The sequence below is a fragment of the Neptunomonas concharum genome, assembly GCF_008630635.1.
In the GTDB taxonomy this organism is placed as follows: Bacteria; Pseudomonadota; Gammaproteobacteria; order Pseudomonadales; family Balneatricaceae; genus Neptunomonas; species Neptunomonas concharum.
In genome coordinates this window covers 208379-225467 of the sequence record NZ_CP043869.1, presented here as the reverse complement: position 1 = coordinate 225467, position 17089 = coordinate 208379, and the positions used below count along the sequence as shown (strand labels likewise).

Below are 17089 nucleotides of genomic sequence, written 5' to 3'. Positions count from 1 at the left end.
ATGTTAAAAGAAAAATATGCTGCACTTTCTAGGCGCGAACAACATATACTGCTCTTTGCACTGCCTATCGGTATTGTATTAGTACTTTGGCTACTCCTCATTCGCCCTACATTGGCACACCACTCAGCTTTACAAAGCAAGCTTGCTCAGAAAACAGAAGATTTAGCATGGTTGCAGCAGGCAGCTGCTCAAATAAAGGCGCCATCTGGGCCAAGGAGCACTAATGGGCAACCTTTAAGACAACGGGTAACCCAAACGTTTGCTCAGCACAGCATTAACCTCAGCCGCATACAGTCCGGCAATAATGAAGAGATCAGCGTGTGGAGTGACAACGCTTCATTCAACGGCATGTTGAGCGCTATCCAAAGTGGCATCGAACAGAATATTCAGATCTCACAGGCGCAAATCAGCACAGCGGAACAGTCTGGCCGAGTCAATGCACGACTCAGTTTTATCGAGGCCGCCAATACACCATGAAAAAGCTTATCTCTCTCTCAGTACTTGTTTTCACTATCGCTTTTATAAGCAATACGCCGGCGTACTTTTTCTACCAGCCATTCTCGGCAACCATTCCGGCACAATTGTCTAATATTGAAGGTACACTTTGGAAAGGCTCTGCCCGCCTAACGATAGCGGGTACACCTATTGGCAAAACCCAGTGGCAGTTTCAACCAGTGAAACTGATACAAGCTCAACTGGGCTGGCAGCTTTCTTTCCCGGAAATCGAAACCATAGGGGAGTTTTCTTTTTACCCATGGGACCCACAAACGGTTAAAACGCTATCTGTAACAAGCTCAAGTCTTGGACTAGCTCGTATCAACCCCGCCCTAAATGGTATTCACGCTAATGTTAACGCTGAGCTATCTGATCTGAATGCACTAACGTGTTTGGATAGCATGAAAGGTACGGCATCTATCAGTGATACTCGCGCTCTTGGTTTATCTTTGGGTGTCGTTGATGCAGAGATTAGCTGCGATAAACAGCAATATATCTTTTCATTTGCGAACACCAAAGCCCCTATCAAGTTACAAGGCGATGGCTCTTTTGTAGCAGCAGGCCGATATCTGATTAAGGGGGAGTTAGCAACAGATGACCCAGCTACTCAGTCGAAACTCATCGCCCTACTCGGTCCAGCACAGGGCGGACGTTTTGTTTTCCAAGAAAGCGGCCACCTTTAAATCTAAAAACAAAAAGGCTACCTGAAGTAGCCTTTTTTAAAGAAAGCAGATTATCTATGCCTGATAGTTAGGCTGTTTCTTTTTTCTTAACCTTTTCAGGCTCATCCTCGTCACCACCAGCAAAGATAATCTCATCATCAGGATTATGCTTGCCTAATAGTTTTGGACGCTCAATCAAGTAGTACAGAATCAGACCGATTGCTACGGCATAGACCGTTGATTTAGGATCTGGCATCGCTAACGTAACCGCTACGATACCCGCAACACCACGCTCGGTAGGGTTCTTCAACTGCTCCATACCCACCATGATGCAGATATAGGCAGTTAGTACTAACGTCAACGATAAAGCAATAGGCAATACTGGCTTAAACAGCGTAACTAGAGGCAAAATAAACAGCGCCACCAACCCTGTAATCCAGAATGTACCGCCACCACTATAGATAGAGTCCATCGCTTTACGACCCATCGCATAACGTTCTGCTACGGTAGCATGAGCTGCCGTCCATAAGGGACCTGCCAAACCCGGCCAAGGCGCAAAGAAAGAATGAATTGCGTTACGAATCGCTGTCACCACATGAACGCGGTCAACACTTGTTTCAATTTTCTCGTCATCACGAATGTGGTCTACGCGTTTTACCAAGGTAAAACCAACAATAATGTCACCGAACGCGATAACATAAGCAATCACCGCCGTAGGGATCGCAAGCAAGAATACATCCCAACCTGGGAAGCCAACCGAGAACACTAAGTATTGCCACATCAGCGCGAAGTCTGGCTGAGTAATACCCCACTCAATATCCGGTAATGGATACTCGCCAACACCCCAACCAACAACCATCGCGATTAACATACCCGGCACCATGCCAAAGTTAGCAATCTTTTTCGCCAACGGATTAGTATCCACAACATTTTTAAATGACAGGGAAAATAATACGTAAGCTGAGATCAACGACCCTACAATCAGGGAGAAAGGTGTCGCATCAATACGCCCACCGACTTTCAGCTCTCCCATCATTGCGGCAATGCCTGCACCAATGATTATTCCTGACTTCAGTGAGTTTGGAATAATATCAACCAGTTTCGAGCCCCACCGAGTAATACCCAAGATTAAGAAGATAATGGTGACTTCAATCTGCAAGGCAAACATAGCTTTAATGGCTTCAGGCCCCGGCTCAAATCCTTTTAAGTAAAGAATAACTACAGGGATCGCCGGCGTTATCCACCCAGGAACCAGAGGGACACCCAACATTGCCGGCAATATATAACCTAAACCCGCTATAAAGGTGAATGCTAAAGCTGCCTCGTAAGGCATACCAAGGTACTTTTCCAACAACGGTATCATTGCCAGACCTACCACAAACATTACCAAGCCTTGAATCACTTCAGGCATCTCAATTCGGTAATGCAGCAAGGGTAAGCGTATTTTGAAAGGCCCAAACGCCCAATATGGGTGTTCAGCGCCATGTGCTCTTTTTATCAGCGCCATTTCTTCCACCTACAATCAGTTTGCTCTTCGAGCACGACAGCCCTGACTAGCTATAGTGTTCGATATAAAGCGATTTAAACGACGCTACGGTATGACTTTGCGCTGCAACAAGCGAGGCTATAAAAGTCGACTTTAGTCGAGATTTAAAACTAAAGAATTAGGTGTAAATACCTATTTTTACGAAATATTTCAAAATGTATCAATACTGAAAGCTTTAAAGCGCTGTTCTGGCAGCACATGCAAAATGTATGATATATCGAACACCCACTCACATAGAAAAAAACCACAAAAAAAGCCCGTAAACGGGCTTTTTGAGCTTCCAGTTAATCTAGACTTTAAACTTGTCCATCTCTCTATTCTGGCGGCTGGTTAAATCAACCATCGTAACGCAGTGGCCTTCTTGCTCTTTGGCCCCGTCAGAAACCATCTGGCTAATATCACGAATATTTGTGGTATTACGATTAATCTCTTCGGAGGTTGCACTTTGCTCCTCTGCTGCCGTCGCGATCTGCACGGTCATCTGGTTAATTTCCAGAATACTGTCACGTATGGTCGCCAGTACCGTATCAGCTTCACTCGCAACCGCTTGCGTATCATTCGCTTTTTGGCGACTGTTCTGAATGATACTTTCAGCATTACGCACACCTAATTGCAGCTGATGGATCATTTTTTTGATCTCTTCTGTAGATTGTTGTGTACGTGATGCCAAAGCACGTACCTCGTCTGCAACCACTGCGAAACCACGCCCCATATCCCCAGCTCGTGCAGCTTCTATCGCTGCATTTAACGCCAACAGATTGGTCTGATCAGCGATATCCGTAATCACGGTTAATATCGATTCGATATTATCACTGTAACCTGCCAACTCATTAATGGTATTAACGACTCCGTCCATCTCACCAGCTAAGGTTGCAATTGAAGATGTTGTTCGCGAAACCACATCAACACCGTGAGATGCTGCATTATCCGCCTGATGAGCAGCATCCGCTGCACGTTGGGCATTAGCTGCAACATCTTGCGCGGTAGCTGACATCTCATGCATAGCGGTTGCTAACTGATCCAATTCAAATAGTTGGGTTTCCAAATTAGCCGATGCCGAAGATGCTGAAGATGCCGTTAGGTCGGTGCTTGTGCGTATACTGGTTGAAAGCTCTTTTACATTACTTATCAGGTTCTGCAAATAGGCAATGAAATGGTTAAAGTCATTAGATACCTGACCAAACTCATCTTTACTAACCACGTCTAAACGCTTAGTAAGATCCCCCTCCCCTCTGTTAATTTCCAACAGAGACTCACGCAATTTCTGCAGAGGTAATAACTGTTTGGATACAGCCACATAAAGTGCAACGGAGCAAAGTAGAGCCGATATTATCGTGCCAATTAGCGCCGCCCAGCCAAACGAGTTGGCATCCGCCATCACCTTGCTCTTGTCCAGAACAACCCCCAATAACCAGTCGCTTCCATATAAGCCATCGAGTTGGTAGAAGGAAGTAAATACCGTAGCGCCCGCAACTTCAACTTCATTCAAACCTTCTTTAAATGCAGGTACGCCTTCCTTAAACAGTTTAGATACAGGCTCACCATTTAAGGTATCATCTGGGTGGCTAATAATGTTTCCGTTGGCGCTCAGTAAGAAGGCATAACCCGTCTCATTGAAGTTTAATGTATTAACCGCTTCCGAGACGGTTTTAAGGCTAAGATCACCGCCAAAGGCTCCTTGAAATACGCCCTTATCCGAAAAATTAGCAACCGCAGATATCAGAATCTCTTTTGTCGTTGAATCCGCATAAGGATCAGTTAATACGGCTCTCTGATGGCTCTTTGCTACAGGATACCAAGGCCTTTTACGTGCATCCCACCCTTCTGGTGCCCAATTCGCATCATTGGTGATCGGCGCCCCATCTGTATCTAACCCTCCGAAAATTAACAAGAACTCCTTCTTGAGCATAGGAAGGTGAAAGGCTCTATTAATCGTCTCCTGATTGAAGTCCTTATCAATGCTTTGTGCCATCATATCAATTAACGCTAGCTTTCCATTAAGCCAATTGGTTATTTGATGGCTTAATACCTTAGTAGATTCAGCAACATTTTGCTCCGTTTTCGTATAAAGCGCATCCCGCACTGTGTTGTACTGAAACCATGAAAAAATAGAAAAAGCGGCAACGACAATCAAAGATGCCAGTAGCGCCACTTTATGGGATACTTTCATTTAATCAACCTCGGTCATATTATTTTTATCCTCAGCAGAACCCATGCCACATTAAAATATGAACCCTGCCTACTAAAGTATAGGCAAGTTTATGCAGTCTGCTAGAAACAGATGAAATTAATCGACAAAAGTGATTTTTATATAAGGCGGGATCAAAAGCACAACGAGTGTTGTGCTTTTATATAAGTAGGAAGCTGCTCTTTAGCAGGTACGCTCAAACATCAAATCCCATACACCATGCCCTAAGCGTTCACCACGCTTTTGAAACTTAGTGACAGGTCTCCAGTCTGGCTGAGGTGAGAAAACCCCTTCACCAGCTTTGTTTTGATATCCTTCAGCGCTTGTCATCACTTCCATCATATGTTCTGCGTAATTTTCCCAATCTGTTGCCATATGAAAGTAGCCGCCGATTTTGAGCTTTTTACGCACAGTCTGGGCAAACTCCGGCTGAACAATACGACGCTTGTGATGTTTCTTCTTATGCCATGGGTCAGGGAAAAATAGCTGCAACACGTCAAGGCTGTTATCAGGAATACACTGTGCAAGTACCTCGATGGCATCTTCTGCATATACCCGGATATTACTCAGACCAGCCTCCTGAGCGCGCGACAGCAATCGACCAACACCCGGTCTGTGAACCTCTATACCAATGTAGTTTTTTTCTAGCTGCTGGCTCGCCATCTCTATTAAGGAGTCGCCCATACCAAAGCCAATCTCCAGCACTACCGGTGCATCACGACCAAACAATTCGGAAAACACAACAGGACCGTCTTTTACTTCCAATCCCATGATTGGCCACACGTCATCCAGTGCTTTTTGCTGCCCTTCCGTAGTGCGTCCCGCTCGCATAACAAAGCTACGAATGGTACGCATGTATTTCTTTTCTTCAGTCATTAATAATTCGCTTCACGCTTTTTAATTTATTGACCAATCACGCCATCCAAAGGAGAAGACGCACTGGCATATTTCTTTTTAGGCATACGCCCGGCTAAATAGGCTTCACGCCCTGCTTCGATCGCTTTGCGCATCGCAGATGCCATCAAGATAGGATTCCCAGCTGCCGCAATCGCGGTGTTCATCAGTACCCCTTCACAGCCCATTTCCATGGCGATCGCAGCATCTGAAGCAGTACCCACACCCGCATCTACGAGGACAGGAACACGAGCGCTTTCCATAATGATATTGATATTATGTGGGTTCAAGATACCCAAGCCAGAACCGATCAAAGAGCCGAGTGGCATAACCGCTACACACCCCATCTCTTCTAACTGTTTAGCAACGATCGGATCATCATTGCAGTACACCATCACATCAAAGCCATCCTTAACCAAGGTTTCGGTAGCTTTGATCGTTTCGACCATGTTGGGGTAGAGCGTTTTTTGATCACCTAGGACTTCAAGCTTGACTAAATTATGACCATCCAATAGCTCACGAGCTAAACGACAGGTTCTTACAGCATCTTCTGCGGTATAGCAGCCTGCTGTATTCGGTAAAATGGTGTACTTGTCTGGGGAAATCACATCTAACAGATTAGGTTCACCTGCCGTCTGACCTATATTGGTGCGTCTAACAGCAACCGTTACAATCTCAGCACCACTGGCAGCAATGGCATCACGGGTCTCGTCCATATCCTTGTATTTCCCAGTCCCCACTAATAATCGAGACTGGTAACGCTTTCCTGCAATGATTAAGGCGTCATCTTGCTGCATTGGTTGTTTCCTTCTGAATACTAATTAAGGGCTATAAACTGAGCGATCTACTTAACCGCCACCGATCGCTTGGACGACTTCAACTGCATCGCCTGCTTGAAGTACATAATCGCTGTGCTGGCTTCGGGGGATAATTTCCTGATTGACTTCAATAGCTATACGCTGCCCCACAAGCTCCAATCGTTCAATCAGATCAAACAAGGTAGACCCCGCAACAATTAGCTGCTGCTCACCATTAACCTGTAGTTCAATCACTCGCCATTCCTCTTTTCACTTACTACAAAACCAACCAGTGACAACCAACCAGCGAGCAGGGCAACGCCTCCCACCGGCGTGATAACACCAAACCAATGAATACCACTTAAAGCCAACACATAAAGGCTGCCGGAAAAAAACAGCATACCTAGGATAAACAGTGCTCCGCTCACTTTAAGCCACCGAGAGTGACTATTACTGAGGAGTAATCCAATCAGAAGTAACGCTAACGTGTGATAAAACTGGTACTGTACGCCCGTTTGGAAAACACCCAGCAAGCGATCAGTTAACTGATGCTTCAAGCCATGGGCGGCAAAAGCCCCTAAGCCAACCGCTATAGCACCACTCACCCCAGCAACTGCCAAATAGCACCGCACGATACACAACCCCAACTTCGGCTCAATCAGTGGCGGGGATTATATCACCGATTATTCTCAGGTTCAGGCTGTAAACAACAAAGCCGCCCGAAGGCGGCTCTGTTCAAGAATAGATAGATCAAGCTAGGTTAACTGATACTCTTGCCCTATGGCTTGCTTGATTTTTTTCATTGCATTCTTCTCTAACTGACGAATACGCTCAGCAGACACACTGTATTTATCAGCTAGCTCATGCAGCGTTGACTTTTCATCCATCAACCAGCGTTGGGATAAAATATCTCGACTACGTTCGTCCAAGGCTTCCAAAGCACCCATTAGCTTGCTTTGTGAGTCCTGCTCCCAATTAGCTTCTTCAAGCTGTAGGGCAGGGTCAGCAGAATGGTCTTCAAGGTATTGAGACGGAGCCAGATAAGCACTGCTATCGTCGTCATCGTTTAAGGTCGCATCAAAAGAGGTGTCCACCGACGCCATACGCCCTTCCATCTGACGCACAACCTGTTCATCAACTCCCAGATCTTCGGCAATGGCGGTAACTTCCTCACCATTCATCCATCCAAGACCCTTTTTTTGAGAACGTAAGTTAAAGAAGAGCTTGCGCTGTGCCTTGGTGGTAGCCACTTTAACAATGCGCCAGTTACGCAAGATATACTCATGCATCTCTGCTTTAATCCAATGTACAGCAAAAGATACAAGGCGAACGCCCATACCCGGATCAAAGCGCTTAACCGCTTTCATCAGACCAACATTACCTTCCTGCACCAAATCACCTAAAGGAAGGCCATAGCCAGAGTAGCTACGGGCGATATGAACAACAAAGCGCAGATGAGATAAAACCAACTGGCGTGCGGCTTCCAAATCGTCTTCATAATAGAGACGCTCTGCCAGTGCTCGCTCCTCTTCAACACTCAGAACAGGTATTGTACTGATTGTTTGCACGTAAGCTTCCAGATTCTGACCTGGAGATACATGTTCGATGAGTTGTAAGCTTTTACCCATTAAATACTGACCTCGTTATTTTTACATCTATTTCAGCCAAAAGTATGATGCTAAAAACGGTAAAAAGTTCCCCAGCAATCTGCTATGGGGGAACAAAAGATAGCGTCACTTTAGACAAATGGCAAGTGGGGCAACACTGAATTCCGCTCTCACAATAAAGTCTAACGAGGCTCTATTTCACGAAGATGACGCCGTACTGATAACCATGCTCCCAACCAGCCAAGTAATAAGCTGACAGCTAACAGCAGCAAACTGCCAATCACCCCTAGCCCATGCAGTTCGATCTGGCTATGGTAAAGGTTGGCCAACTCGGCCGCAGGCGTTTTAAGCATCATCCATGCGATCTGTATCACTAACCAAGCCAGTAAAGCACCCGATAAACCATACCAAAAGCCCGTATAGAGAAACGGCCGTCTTACCCAAGCATCAGTTGCGCCCACTAACTTGCTGACAATGATTTCATCACGCCGGCTTTCAATCGCCATCTTGATGGTGTTTCCCACCACCAATAAAACAGCAACACCCAGCAATAGTCCCAAAACAAACACCGTACGTTTGGCTACAGCCAGCATCGCATCTAAACGCTGCAACCACTCCAGATCTAATATGGCCTCTTGAACTTCTGGCATCGCTTCAAAGCTTGCCCGTAAAAGCCCTAGATCTTTGGCAGCCTGCGCTTTAGGAATAAGCATGACCACAGCAGGAAGTGGATTTTCCTTAAGTGCCTCCACCACCTCACCAAACCCTGAATATCTCTTAAATTCTAATAAACCTTGCTCAGCGCTGATGTAATCAATGGCAGCAATATCATCTCTCAGTAAAAGGGTTCGACTGAAACGATCTGCCTCTTCACTGGAGAGAGTAGGTTGAAGATATAGAGATAAGCGTGTTTCACCTTCCCAGCCTTGTGTTAGCTGCTGAAGGTTAGACAGCGCTGAAAAAAGAAATCCGGGCAATGTTAACGCAATCGCCAAAACCGCTACCGTCATAAACGTTGCAAGTGGCGTAGCCAGTAACCGCTTTAATGAAGAACGGGAGACTTCACTGTGGTTTCTCACCCAGCTTTCACTATGTCCTTTTAAATCAACCTTATGATGCTCTGCTCCTCGTTTTGCCGGTGCCGCTTTAGAGGCTGGAGCTGGAGCAGCTGTTGCGCGAGGGGTGACTCTCACGGCTCCACGACGCTTATCCATCAGCAATCAACCTCCCTGAACGCAATGTCATCACACGACGCCCCATTCGCTTGATTAACGACAAGTCATGGCTGGCGATGAGTACCGTTGTGCCGACTCGGTTAAATTGCTCGAATAAACGCATTATCTCTTCAGATAGCAGGGGGTCTAAGTTACCTGTTGGCTCATCCGCCAACAGAACTTTAGGCTTGTGTACAATAGCGCGGGCAATACCTACCCTTTGCTGCTCACCACTGGATAGGGCAAGCGGATTCATCTTTTCACGATCCAGCAGACCTACTTTATCTAATGCGGCTCGCACTCGCCGCGCAGCGTCTTGCGGCGAATATCCACAAATTTGCAAGGGTAAGGCGACATTTTCAAAAACCGTGCGATCAAACAGCAGCTGGTGGTTTTGAAAAACCACCCCAATAGAACGCCGCAAAAAGGGGATTTCATGGCGCCCTAGGTGCGTTAGTTGCTGATCACAAACCTGTATATGTCCAGCTGTAGGCTGCTCCATCAGCATGATCAGTTTGAGTAACGTGCTTTTACCGGCACCCGAATGCCCTGTCAAAAACGCCAGTTCACCTGTCTGCAGCGTAAAGCAAATATCCTTGAGCGCATCGTGACCTTCACTATAACGCTTACTGACATGTTCAAAATGAATCATGATGCCGAGTCTTATCCTGATTAGGTCTATCCTGAGTTAGGTTGGGTATCTTATCATAGTGATTCTTTGCGCATAGCAGCTTCGCCTACAAGGAAACCAAGAGTGACAGAATACACACCCATCTTTAACCGTACTTATCTTAAGATTCTACCTTGGTTTCTGGCAATTGCGATCTTGCTGCTGACACTCAACAACCAACCCGAGACGGTTAAACAACCTGAACCATTAGAGACGCCTCAAACCTACCTTTACCAAGATAAAGCAATCTCTAATGACCAGATTTTACTCGTTTACCCTTTCCCGGCAGCCTTTGGCGAAACCCAACAAGTGCAAAGACGAGGTGTGCGACTAGCCTTGGATCAGTCTATCCAGACGATGCCTGACATAACGATAAACGCGTACCCCGATCACCTGATCATCACCTTGCCTCTATCTTCGATAAATCAAATACCAGCGACCTTAGACAACTTAAGGCTCCAGCAAAACACCCACTTGGCAGCCATGACTCAGCAAGCCAGTGCTGAACGCTACCTAGCTTCCAGCAGCATAGAAGAACAAGCGCTGATCAATTTCAAACTACAAATTGCCACCCAGCTACCGACGTTTGATTACAGCCGAGCATTAGCCAGTCCGCAAGTGATTCTCTTTACGCTCAATAGATCTTCTAACGCCACCCTTCAATCTCTACAAACATTGTCAGAAAAGATATTAGACAACCACCCTCTTTCATCACAGCCATCTACCCCTGCATTGCCAGATACACTTATCGAATTAAAACATCGCTCCCCGCTTCACCAACTTCTGATAGGCCAACTGGAAACGGAGCGAGACAAACGACTTCCCAAAGAGCTGGCATGGCGTTATTTAGGCCAACAACTGCTCGCTTTGACCGAGGGAAAAAGCACACAATTCCGTCTTCTGTCTGAACACAGTTATCCGGTAGGCTTCAGTGCACTTCTCATTCGCCAGCCAGACTCCTTTTCAGAGCCACTTTTTTCCAACCTTCGCCAGTATTTAAAACAATCCATAGCAAGCTCACCACCAGCACCACTCAAAGTCTTTATGGTAAAAGAGTATGAACAACGACTCAGCAATGCTGCACAACTACCCTACCTACTGGCAAATAACCTCTTTTATCAGGAAGAGACCCTCTCTGCCGACCAATATCATGATAAGCTTTCTGCTATTACCGACGCTGATATTATCTCAGAGATAGAAAGCTTATTATCTCCACAAGCAAGCGTTATCATTCGAACGACACCACTATAGACACAAGTTATGCCACGTAAACACCCACCAAGACCCCAGCAATCTTCCTCAAAAGGCCATGCTCCCATGCTTCGTATTATTGGTGGTGAATGGCGGAGTCGACGGGTGCCTTTTCCCGATATTGAAGGTCTTCGGCCAACACCTGATCGCGTCCGAGAGACCCTTTTTAATTGGCTACAAAATACTACTCCCGGAGCACGCTGCTTAGATCTTTTTGCAGGCAGTGGCGCATTAGGCTTAGAAGCACTATCCAGAGGTGCAGCTTCCGTAACCTTTGTTGATCAGTCACCGGAAGTAGCTAAGCAGCTGCAAAACAACCTGAACACTCTTAAAAGCCAACGAGGTGAAGTGATCGCCACGTCTGCCATGACTTGGCTTGAAGGCCGTCAAACAGATAACGAACCCCGTTATGACTTGGTCTTTCTCGACCCACCTTTTAGAAAAGATATGCTGCCTGTCATTTGCGAATTGCTCGAGAGCAAGAATTTACTAGCCGACAATGCGGTTATCTATATTGAAGCAGAATCAGAGATTAAGCAGCTATTGCTGCCCTCGAACTGGCAGCCCCACCGTGAAAAGACCGCGGGACAGGTCACCTATCGTCTACTCTATCGTGAAGCTATCGCAGACACTGATCAGACTCTTTAGTCTTTAGTCGCATCTAAACCGCGTATAGCATTCTCGATACCCGTAGCGATAAGCGTGCTCACAGGGGCAGACTCGTCTTCACTCCATAGGCAGAGGATTAATAAGCCAAACATTTGGCTTAACAATACTTCAGCCATAGGCTGTGACTTAGTCTTTTTACGAATCTGCTTTTGTTTACGTGCCTGCTTTAAAAATCGGTCGATATAATCCAGCCAAAGCATCCGCTCAGACTGGAGTATCTCATTTAAGGCGGGGACTTCAGGTAGCTCTGCTCGTCGCTGATAAAATACAGAGAAGGTAAAGCTCGCCTGCGTTTCTCTAAGAACAACCTTGGCAGTATCTGTAAGAAAGCCTGCTAGCGCACTCAATGCATCCTGATCAATAGCCTGAAGGTGCTCCATATAAGCACGCTCAAAAGGCAACGTATACGTAGACGCCAACGCGACTATGAGATCATCTCTATTTTTGAAATGCCAATAGAGTGCACCATGAGTGACACCTGCATCCGCTGCAATGGCTTTCAAGCTCGTCTGATGAATACCATAGGTTGCGTAATGCCTAAGAGCAGTTTCCAATAACAACTGCCGGGTTTGCTCTGCTTCCTCCCGCGAACGACGCGCCAAAACAGACTCCTTTTTTATCGCTAGGTTTGGCAACAGTCTAGCTTATCCGAGATGGCTTATCGACCTTGTAAAATAGAATTAACGATAGGCTTTCGCATCATCTAAGTAGTACTTTAACTGCATCTTTTTTAGCTGCGGTATTGTCAGGTCTGATAATTGAAACTTCCCGATAAAACGCGCACCCGGGCGAATGACACCGGGAATATGCACAACATGACGGCGTGTTTTTCCCTGTGAATCTCGAATCAGAACCCCCATCACAACATCCTTAAGCGCTACGTTATTACGATTTTGCCAAACCACCTGCCATGAAGTCTGATTAATGACCTGCTCACCCAGCGCTTTAATGTTTGAATTGAGTGCCTGCATCACTTTGATTTGTTGCGCTTGCCTATTAGCCTCCTGCTTAGTTTCTTGATGCTGTACGTAAGCACCCAGAGCCGTACCCAAGAAAGCAGAGAGGCCGCCTCCTTCACCTGCTTTGGCTGTTTCATTCTGTTTTTGCCATAAAACATTACTTTCTAGTAAAGCGGCATAGTTTGGATTTTGCTGTCCTTTGCGGTAGTAAGCTTTTACTTTATCGGCAACCCGACGAGTCAATAATGCCCGCTCAGGGTTAACGGGATGATCGTGGAAAAACAGCCCCCGCGCGCTCCCTTCTTTGCGGTACTGACGTTCCCAAATACGGCTAGCGGCATAAGGATCAAACCCTGCAAGAGCAGAATACAGAATGCCTACTTCATCTGCTTCGATTTCCCGTTCATGGGTAAATGCTGCCTGATAACCGCCCTGTCGGGCAGCTTCTGAGCCAGCGATTAACGCGGCGGTCTGGTGAGTTTGCCGCTCAAAAACATGATTTGCCACCGTATGAGCTATCTCATGACCTAGCACAGCCGCCAGTTCAGCATCATCAGACAGCTGCTCCATCAACCCCAGATGAACAACGATGTAGGTACCACCTGTCGTAAATGCGTTAAAAGACGATTTGTCGATCAAGATTGGGCGCCACCTTTCTTTGCTAAGATGGCTTATTCTGTGGATACGATCAAACACACGAACGAGCCGTTCGTAAGCCTTGCGGTTTAATTCACCATTAACCTTACGACCGGCTTTGTTTTCGGCCGCTATGAACTGCTCCACCACCGCATTGCCCTGCGCAATCTGCTGCCCTCGACTTGCAGTACTGAGCGTGCGCTGCCCTGTTATTCGATCACGCTCACTGATTGCCTCTGTTGCATTGTACAACCCTTGATCAACAGAACGCATCGCTTCACAGCCGGTTAGCAGCCCCACCAGCGCTAAGCACCCCAACAGTACTGGTATATTTTGTACTCGAATTTTCAATTTATTCATCTTTGATACCGATACCCTTATATTCTTAATGGAAATATAAAAATTATTTTTTATAACTGATTAAGATCAACACATTCCATTATTGTATTTGTACCACTGTTATAATTCCGATAACATGCCGCACTTGCAACAGTGCTAATGTGCATAGCAAAACAAGGTTTGAGTGAATCAACTATGAATATCGCCATTTATCCCGGGACATTTGATCCAATAACAAATGGTCACTCGGACCTCGTGCAACGTGCCTCCCGGTTATTTGACAAGGTAGTGGTTGCCGTTGCTGCGAGTCCAAAGAAAAAGCCGTTACTCCCGCTTGAGGTACGCACCGAACTAGCAGAGGAGGTTCTTGGACATTTATCCAATGTTGAAATCATTGGTTTTGACTGTCTATTAGCGAACTTAGTGAAAGAGCAAAACGCAAATATCATACTTCGTGGACTAAGGGCAGTTTCAGACTTTGAGTATGAATTCCAGTTGGCAAATATGAACCGCCAACTTGCTCCGCAGGCAGAAAGCTTATTTCTAACGCCTTCAGAGCATCTCTCGTTTATATCGTCTACGCTGATCAGAGAGATAGCAACATTAAACGGGGATGTGAGTAAATTTGTTCACCCCTCTGTCGAAAGAACATTAAAACATTATCTGGGCACACTGTAGCCCCGAACCGTGAAACCTTGTGAGCCAGTGAGGTAGCCGACATGGCATTGATTATTACCGACGAATGCATCAACTGTGATGTATGCGAACCAGAATGCCCGAACGAAGCAATCGCTCCGGGCGAAGAGATCTACGAGATTGATCCTAATAAATGTACTGAGTGTGTGGGCCATTACGACACGCCTCAGTGTGTTGAAGTATGCCCTGTTGACTGTATTCCAAAAGACCCTGATCACGTCGAAACTGAAGATCAGCTGATGGAAAAGTACAAAAAACTCACAGCATAAACGCTGCTGTGCTAAGACCCTGCTTCGGCAGGGTTTTTATCATCCCCGTTCCTATTGCCAAACATCTTATCGATGTAGGGTATACAACTAACTCAAAGTCTCTCCATCTAGTAATCCCTGTTCACAGAGCTTACCAATCAGCTCGACGAGTAAAGCCTCCAAAGCACGACAAGCGGTTGTCACAGGACGGTCTTTCAAGCGCACCAATGAGTGAATTCTCTCGATACTCGGCTGAATAATCTTCAAGGCACGAAGCTCTCCCCGCTGCAACTCAGCATTCATCACATCACGTGGAATAATCGCATTGGCAATTCCGCTGTTAATTAAGCAGCGCAGTCCTAACCCCGTATTTTGCTCGTATCGAATATCTAATGGGCGACGCGCTTCCAAAGCGGCCTGCTCAATATGCAATCGAATATTATGCGGTCGAGAAGGCGCAACCAGAGGATAATCCGCCAACTCTTCAAACAAGATAGTCTCGTGCTCCTTGGACGTATTCAGGTTTTTACCCACAAGACATAGCGATTCACGATAGACAGGCAACACCTCGACACCGCTAAGATCAGCAGCATTCGGGATTAAACCAAGATCGACCTTACCATCAGCGATCTGCTGTGCAGCCACCAAACTCATGGCATCAAACACATTCAATTGCACTTCAGGAAAACGATTTTCAGTCTCAGTAACCAGTAGGGGTAACAGGGTATAAGCCTTGGAAGCATCGATCACAAGGCGCACCTCTCCTCTGGGCGAAAATTCGTTAGAGATAACATCCGCTCGGGCATTCTCAGCCTGTCGCAGGATCAACCCGGCATGATGCAACAGCTTTTCTCCTGCCGTTGTAAGTTGAACACCTTTGACTGTTCGGGTGAACAGTTCAACCTCAAGCTCTTTCTCCAAAGAAGCTACTTGGTGACTCAAAGCCGGCTGAGCGATATATAGTTGCCGTGATGCCGCGGAAACACTGCCAAGTTCTGCGATTTTAAGGAAGTACTTCAATTGGTTGAGTTTCATGCCACCGCTCCATTCATCACGTTAGCTTATTCTGACCATATTTATTTTATATGGAATACCATAATCAATATGTATTTTTAATTATATAAAATGATGATTACAGTAATTTAAATCGCTTTCTTCCTGACTTAATACATAGCTGTGGATTAAGTCACCAGCTGGTATAGACGGCATCAAATAATAACAATCTGGCTTTTCAGAGGAATAGACAATGAGCGTCATTCATAAAGAGAAAATTAAAGGTCCATCAGCGTGGAAAGGTAAGGATATTAAGGATGACGGCTCATGGATTTATCATTGGTCTGATGAATCTATCAGCGTTCTCGAAAAAGCCTTAGAGAAGGTCAAAGAGAAAGGACTAAAAGTTCCTGATTTCACCAAAGAAGATTTTCCGATTACTGAGCTCGCAGAAGAAATTGCTTATTTCAATGAGGAGCTGGAAAACGGCAAAGGCTTTATCTTAATTCGCGGTTTACCTATCGAGCGATACACCGATGATGAAGCCGCGATTATTTACTACGGCTTAGGTCTGCACATGGGCACGCCGGTTTCTCAAAATATCAAAGGCGATATGCTCGGACATGTCAGAAATATTGGGGAGATCAATACGAGAAACGTTCGTGTGTATGAAACAAACGAATATCTGCCTTATCACGCTGATCTATCCGACGTGGTTGGTTTGCTCTCTCTGCGCAAAGCTAAATCAGGAGGCATGAGCAGCCTTTCCAGTGCGATGACTCTTTACAATGAAATTCTGGAAAAGCACCCAGAATATCTTGGCTTGCTGCACCGCCTGTTCCTCTTAGAGCATCTTAATGACGGAGATCCCGGCTTAACGCCAATCTTTAGTTACCACAAAGGCAAATTAAGCGCTCGATACCTACGCCAATATATTGAGATCGCTCAAGAGAATGCAGGACTACCGCTATCAAACGTAGAAGTAGAAGCGTTAGACCTGATTGATTCGACGTTAAACGATCCGGATATTCGCTTAGATATGATGATGGAACCCGGTGATATCCAGTTCGCAAACAATTATACGATTTTCCATTCACGCACCAGCTTCGAAGACTACGATGAGCTGGAGCGTAGACGACTGCTATACCGACTGTGGCTAAAAATGCCTAACGCCAGAGAACTTGCTCCCGATTTCCCTGGACGTAACGGCATCCCTAAGCGCTAA

Annotated in this window: 19 protein-coding genes; 7 read left to right on the top strand and 12 right to left on the bottom strand. The window is 46.0% G+C overall.

The window, feature by feature from the left end:
• Together gspM and gspN are read left to right on the top strand one after the other, a co-directional pair.
• Nucleotides 1–477: a type II secretion system protein GspM gene (gene gspM / locus F0U83_RS01070; RefSeq protein ID WP_138986107.1), complete on the top strand. Its 477-nt coding sequence runs from the start codon at nucleotides 1–3 to the stop codon at nucleotides 475–477.
• Nucleotides 474–1178 carry a type II secretion system protein N gene (gene gspN / locus F0U83_RS01065; protein WP_138986106.1) on the top strand — a complete coding sequence of 235 codons (705 nt, stop codon included), beginning with the start codon at nucleotides 474–476 and terminating at the stop codon, nucleotides 1176–1178. Before gspM ends, gspN begins: the two co-directional genes overlap by 4 nt.
• 67 nt (nucleotides 1179–1245) lie before the next feature.
• On the opposite strand, the gene F0U83_RS01060 is transcribed toward gspN, so the two are convergent.
• From F0U83_RS01060 to ftsE, 9 genes are all read right to left on the bottom strand, one after another.
• Complete coding sequence (locus F0U83_RS01060; RefSeq protein WP_138986105.1) at nucleotides 1246–2664, bottom strand: xanthine/uracil/vitamin C permease; 1419 nt, start codon at nucleotides 2662–2664, stop codon at nucleotides 1246–1248.
• Nucleotides 2665–2992: 328 nt separating this feature from the next.
• Complete coding sequence (locus tag F0U83_RS01055) at nucleotides 2993–4873, bottom strand: methyl-accepting chemotaxis protein (RefSeq protein WP_138986104.1); 1881 nt, start codon at nucleotides 4871–4873, stop codon at nucleotides 2993–2995.
• 201 nt (nucleotides 4874–5074) lie between these two features.
• On the bottom strand, nucleotides 5075–5767 hold the full coding sequence (gene trmB / locus F0U83_RS01050) for a tRNA (guanosine(46)-N7)-methyltransferase TrmB (RefSeq protein WP_138986103.1): 693 nt from the start codon (nucleotides 5765–5767) through the stop codon (nucleotides 5075–5077).
• Nucleotides 5768–5793: 26 nt separating this feature from the next.
• Nucleotides 5794–6582: a thiazole synthase gene (locus F0U83_RS01045; protein WP_138986102.1), complete on the bottom strand. Its 789-nt coding sequence runs from the start codon at nucleotides 6580–6582 to the stop codon at nucleotides 5794–5796.
• 51 nt (nucleotides 6583–6633) lie between these two features.
• Entirely contained in the window at nucleotides 6634–6834 is a 201-nt protein-coding gene (gene thiS, locus F0U83_RS01040; RefSeq protein ID WP_138986667.1) for a sulfur carrier protein ThiS, read from the bottom strand.
• Nucleotides 6834–7214 (bottom strand): DUF423 domain-containing protein, encoded by a 381-nt coding sequence (locus F0U83_RS01035; protein WP_211343601.1) that lies wholly within the window; start codon nucleotides 7212–7214, stop codon nucleotides 6834–6836. Before F0U83_RS01035 ends, thiS begins: the two co-directional genes overlap by 1 nt.
• Before the next feature lie 123 nt (nucleotides 7215–7337).
• A complete protein-coding gene (gene rpoH, locus F0U83_RS01030) occupies nucleotides 7338–8210 on the bottom strand; it encodes an RNA polymerase sigma factor RpoH (RefSeq protein ID WP_138986101.1) in 873 nt (290 codons plus the stop codon).
• Nucleotides 8211–8371: 161 nt separating this feature from the next.
• A complete protein-coding gene (ftsX, locus tag F0U83_RS01025) occupies nucleotides 8372–9403 on the bottom strand; it encodes a permease-like cell division protein FtsX (RefSeq protein WP_138986100.1) in 1032 nt (343 codons plus the stop codon).
• Nucleotides 9396–10055: a cell division ATP-binding protein FtsE gene (gene ftsE / locus F0U83_RS01020; protein ID WP_138986099.1), complete on the bottom strand. Its 660-nt coding sequence runs from the start codon at nucleotides 10053–10055 to the stop codon at nucleotides 9396–9398. Before ftsE ends, ftsX begins: the two co-directional genes overlap by 8 nt.
• Nucleotides 10056–10157: 102 nt before the next feature.
• Here ftsE and F0U83_RS01015 point away from each other — a divergent pair, with 102 nt between their 5' ends.
• Complete coding sequence (locus F0U83_RS01015; protein ID WP_138986098.1) at nucleotides 10158–11324, top strand: hypothetical protein; 1167 nt, start codon at nucleotides 10158–10160, stop codon at nucleotides 11322–11324.
• 9 nt (nucleotides 11325–11333) lie between these two features.
• The gene (gene rsmD / locus F0U83_RS01010) at nucleotides 11334–11972 is read left to right on the top strand and encodes a 16S rRNA (guanine(966)-N(2))-methyltransferase RsmD (protein ID WP_138986097.1); all 639 of its coding nucleotides are present in this window, start codon (nucleotides 11334–11336) and stop codon (nucleotides 11970–11972) included.
• Here the strand turns inward: rsmD and F0U83_RS01005 are convergent.
• Nucleotides 11969–12595 carry a TetR family transcriptional regulator gene (locus F0U83_RS01005; RefSeq protein WP_170221686.1) on the bottom strand — a complete coding sequence of 209 codons (627 nt, stop codon included), beginning with the start codon at nucleotides 12593–12595 and terminating at the stop codon, nucleotides 11969–11971. The genes rsmD and F0U83_RS01005 overlap by 4 nt on opposite strands.
• A gap of 78 nt (nucleotides 12596–12673) precedes the next feature.
• Nucleotides 12674–13948, bottom strand: coding sequence for a M48 family metallopeptidase (locus F0U83_RS01000; protein ID WP_138986095.1), 1275 nt, complete (start codon nucleotides 13946–13948; stop codon nucleotides 12674–12676).
• 174 nt (nucleotides 13949–14122) lie between these two features.
• Here F0U83_RS01000 and coaD point away from each other — a divergent pair, with 174 nt between their 5' ends.
• Together coaD and F0U83_RS00990 are read left to right on the top strand one after the other, a co-directional pair.
• Nucleotides 14123–14605: a pantetheine-phosphate adenylyltransferase gene (gene coaD / locus F0U83_RS00995; RefSeq protein ID WP_138986094.1), complete on the top strand. Its 483-nt coding sequence runs from the start codon at nucleotides 14123–14125 to the stop codon at nucleotides 14603–14605.
• A gap of 41 nt (nucleotides 14606–14646) precedes the next feature.
• Complete coding sequence (locus F0U83_RS00990) at nucleotides 14647–14892, top strand: YfhL family 4Fe-4S dicluster ferredoxin (RefSeq protein WP_138986093.1); 246 nt, start codon at nucleotides 14647–14649, stop codon at nucleotides 14890–14892.
• 87 nt (nucleotides 14893–14979) lie between these two features.
• Here the strand turns inward: F0U83_RS00990 and F0U83_RS00985 are convergent, their stop codons facing one another.
• The gene (locus F0U83_RS00985) at nucleotides 14980–15906 is read right to left on the bottom strand and encodes a LysR family transcriptional regulator (protein ID WP_138986092.1); all 927 of its coding nucleotides are present in this window, start codon (nucleotides 15904–15906) and stop codon (nucleotides 14980–14982) included.
• A gap of 211 nt (nucleotides 15907–16117) precedes the next feature.
• Here F0U83_RS00985 and F0U83_RS00980 point away from each other — a divergent pair, with 211 nt between their 5' ends.
• Complete coding sequence (locus F0U83_RS00980; RefSeq protein ID WP_138986091.1) at nucleotides 16118–17089, top strand: TauD/TfdA family dioxygenase; 972 nt, start codon at nucleotides 16118–16120, stop codon at nucleotides 17087–17089.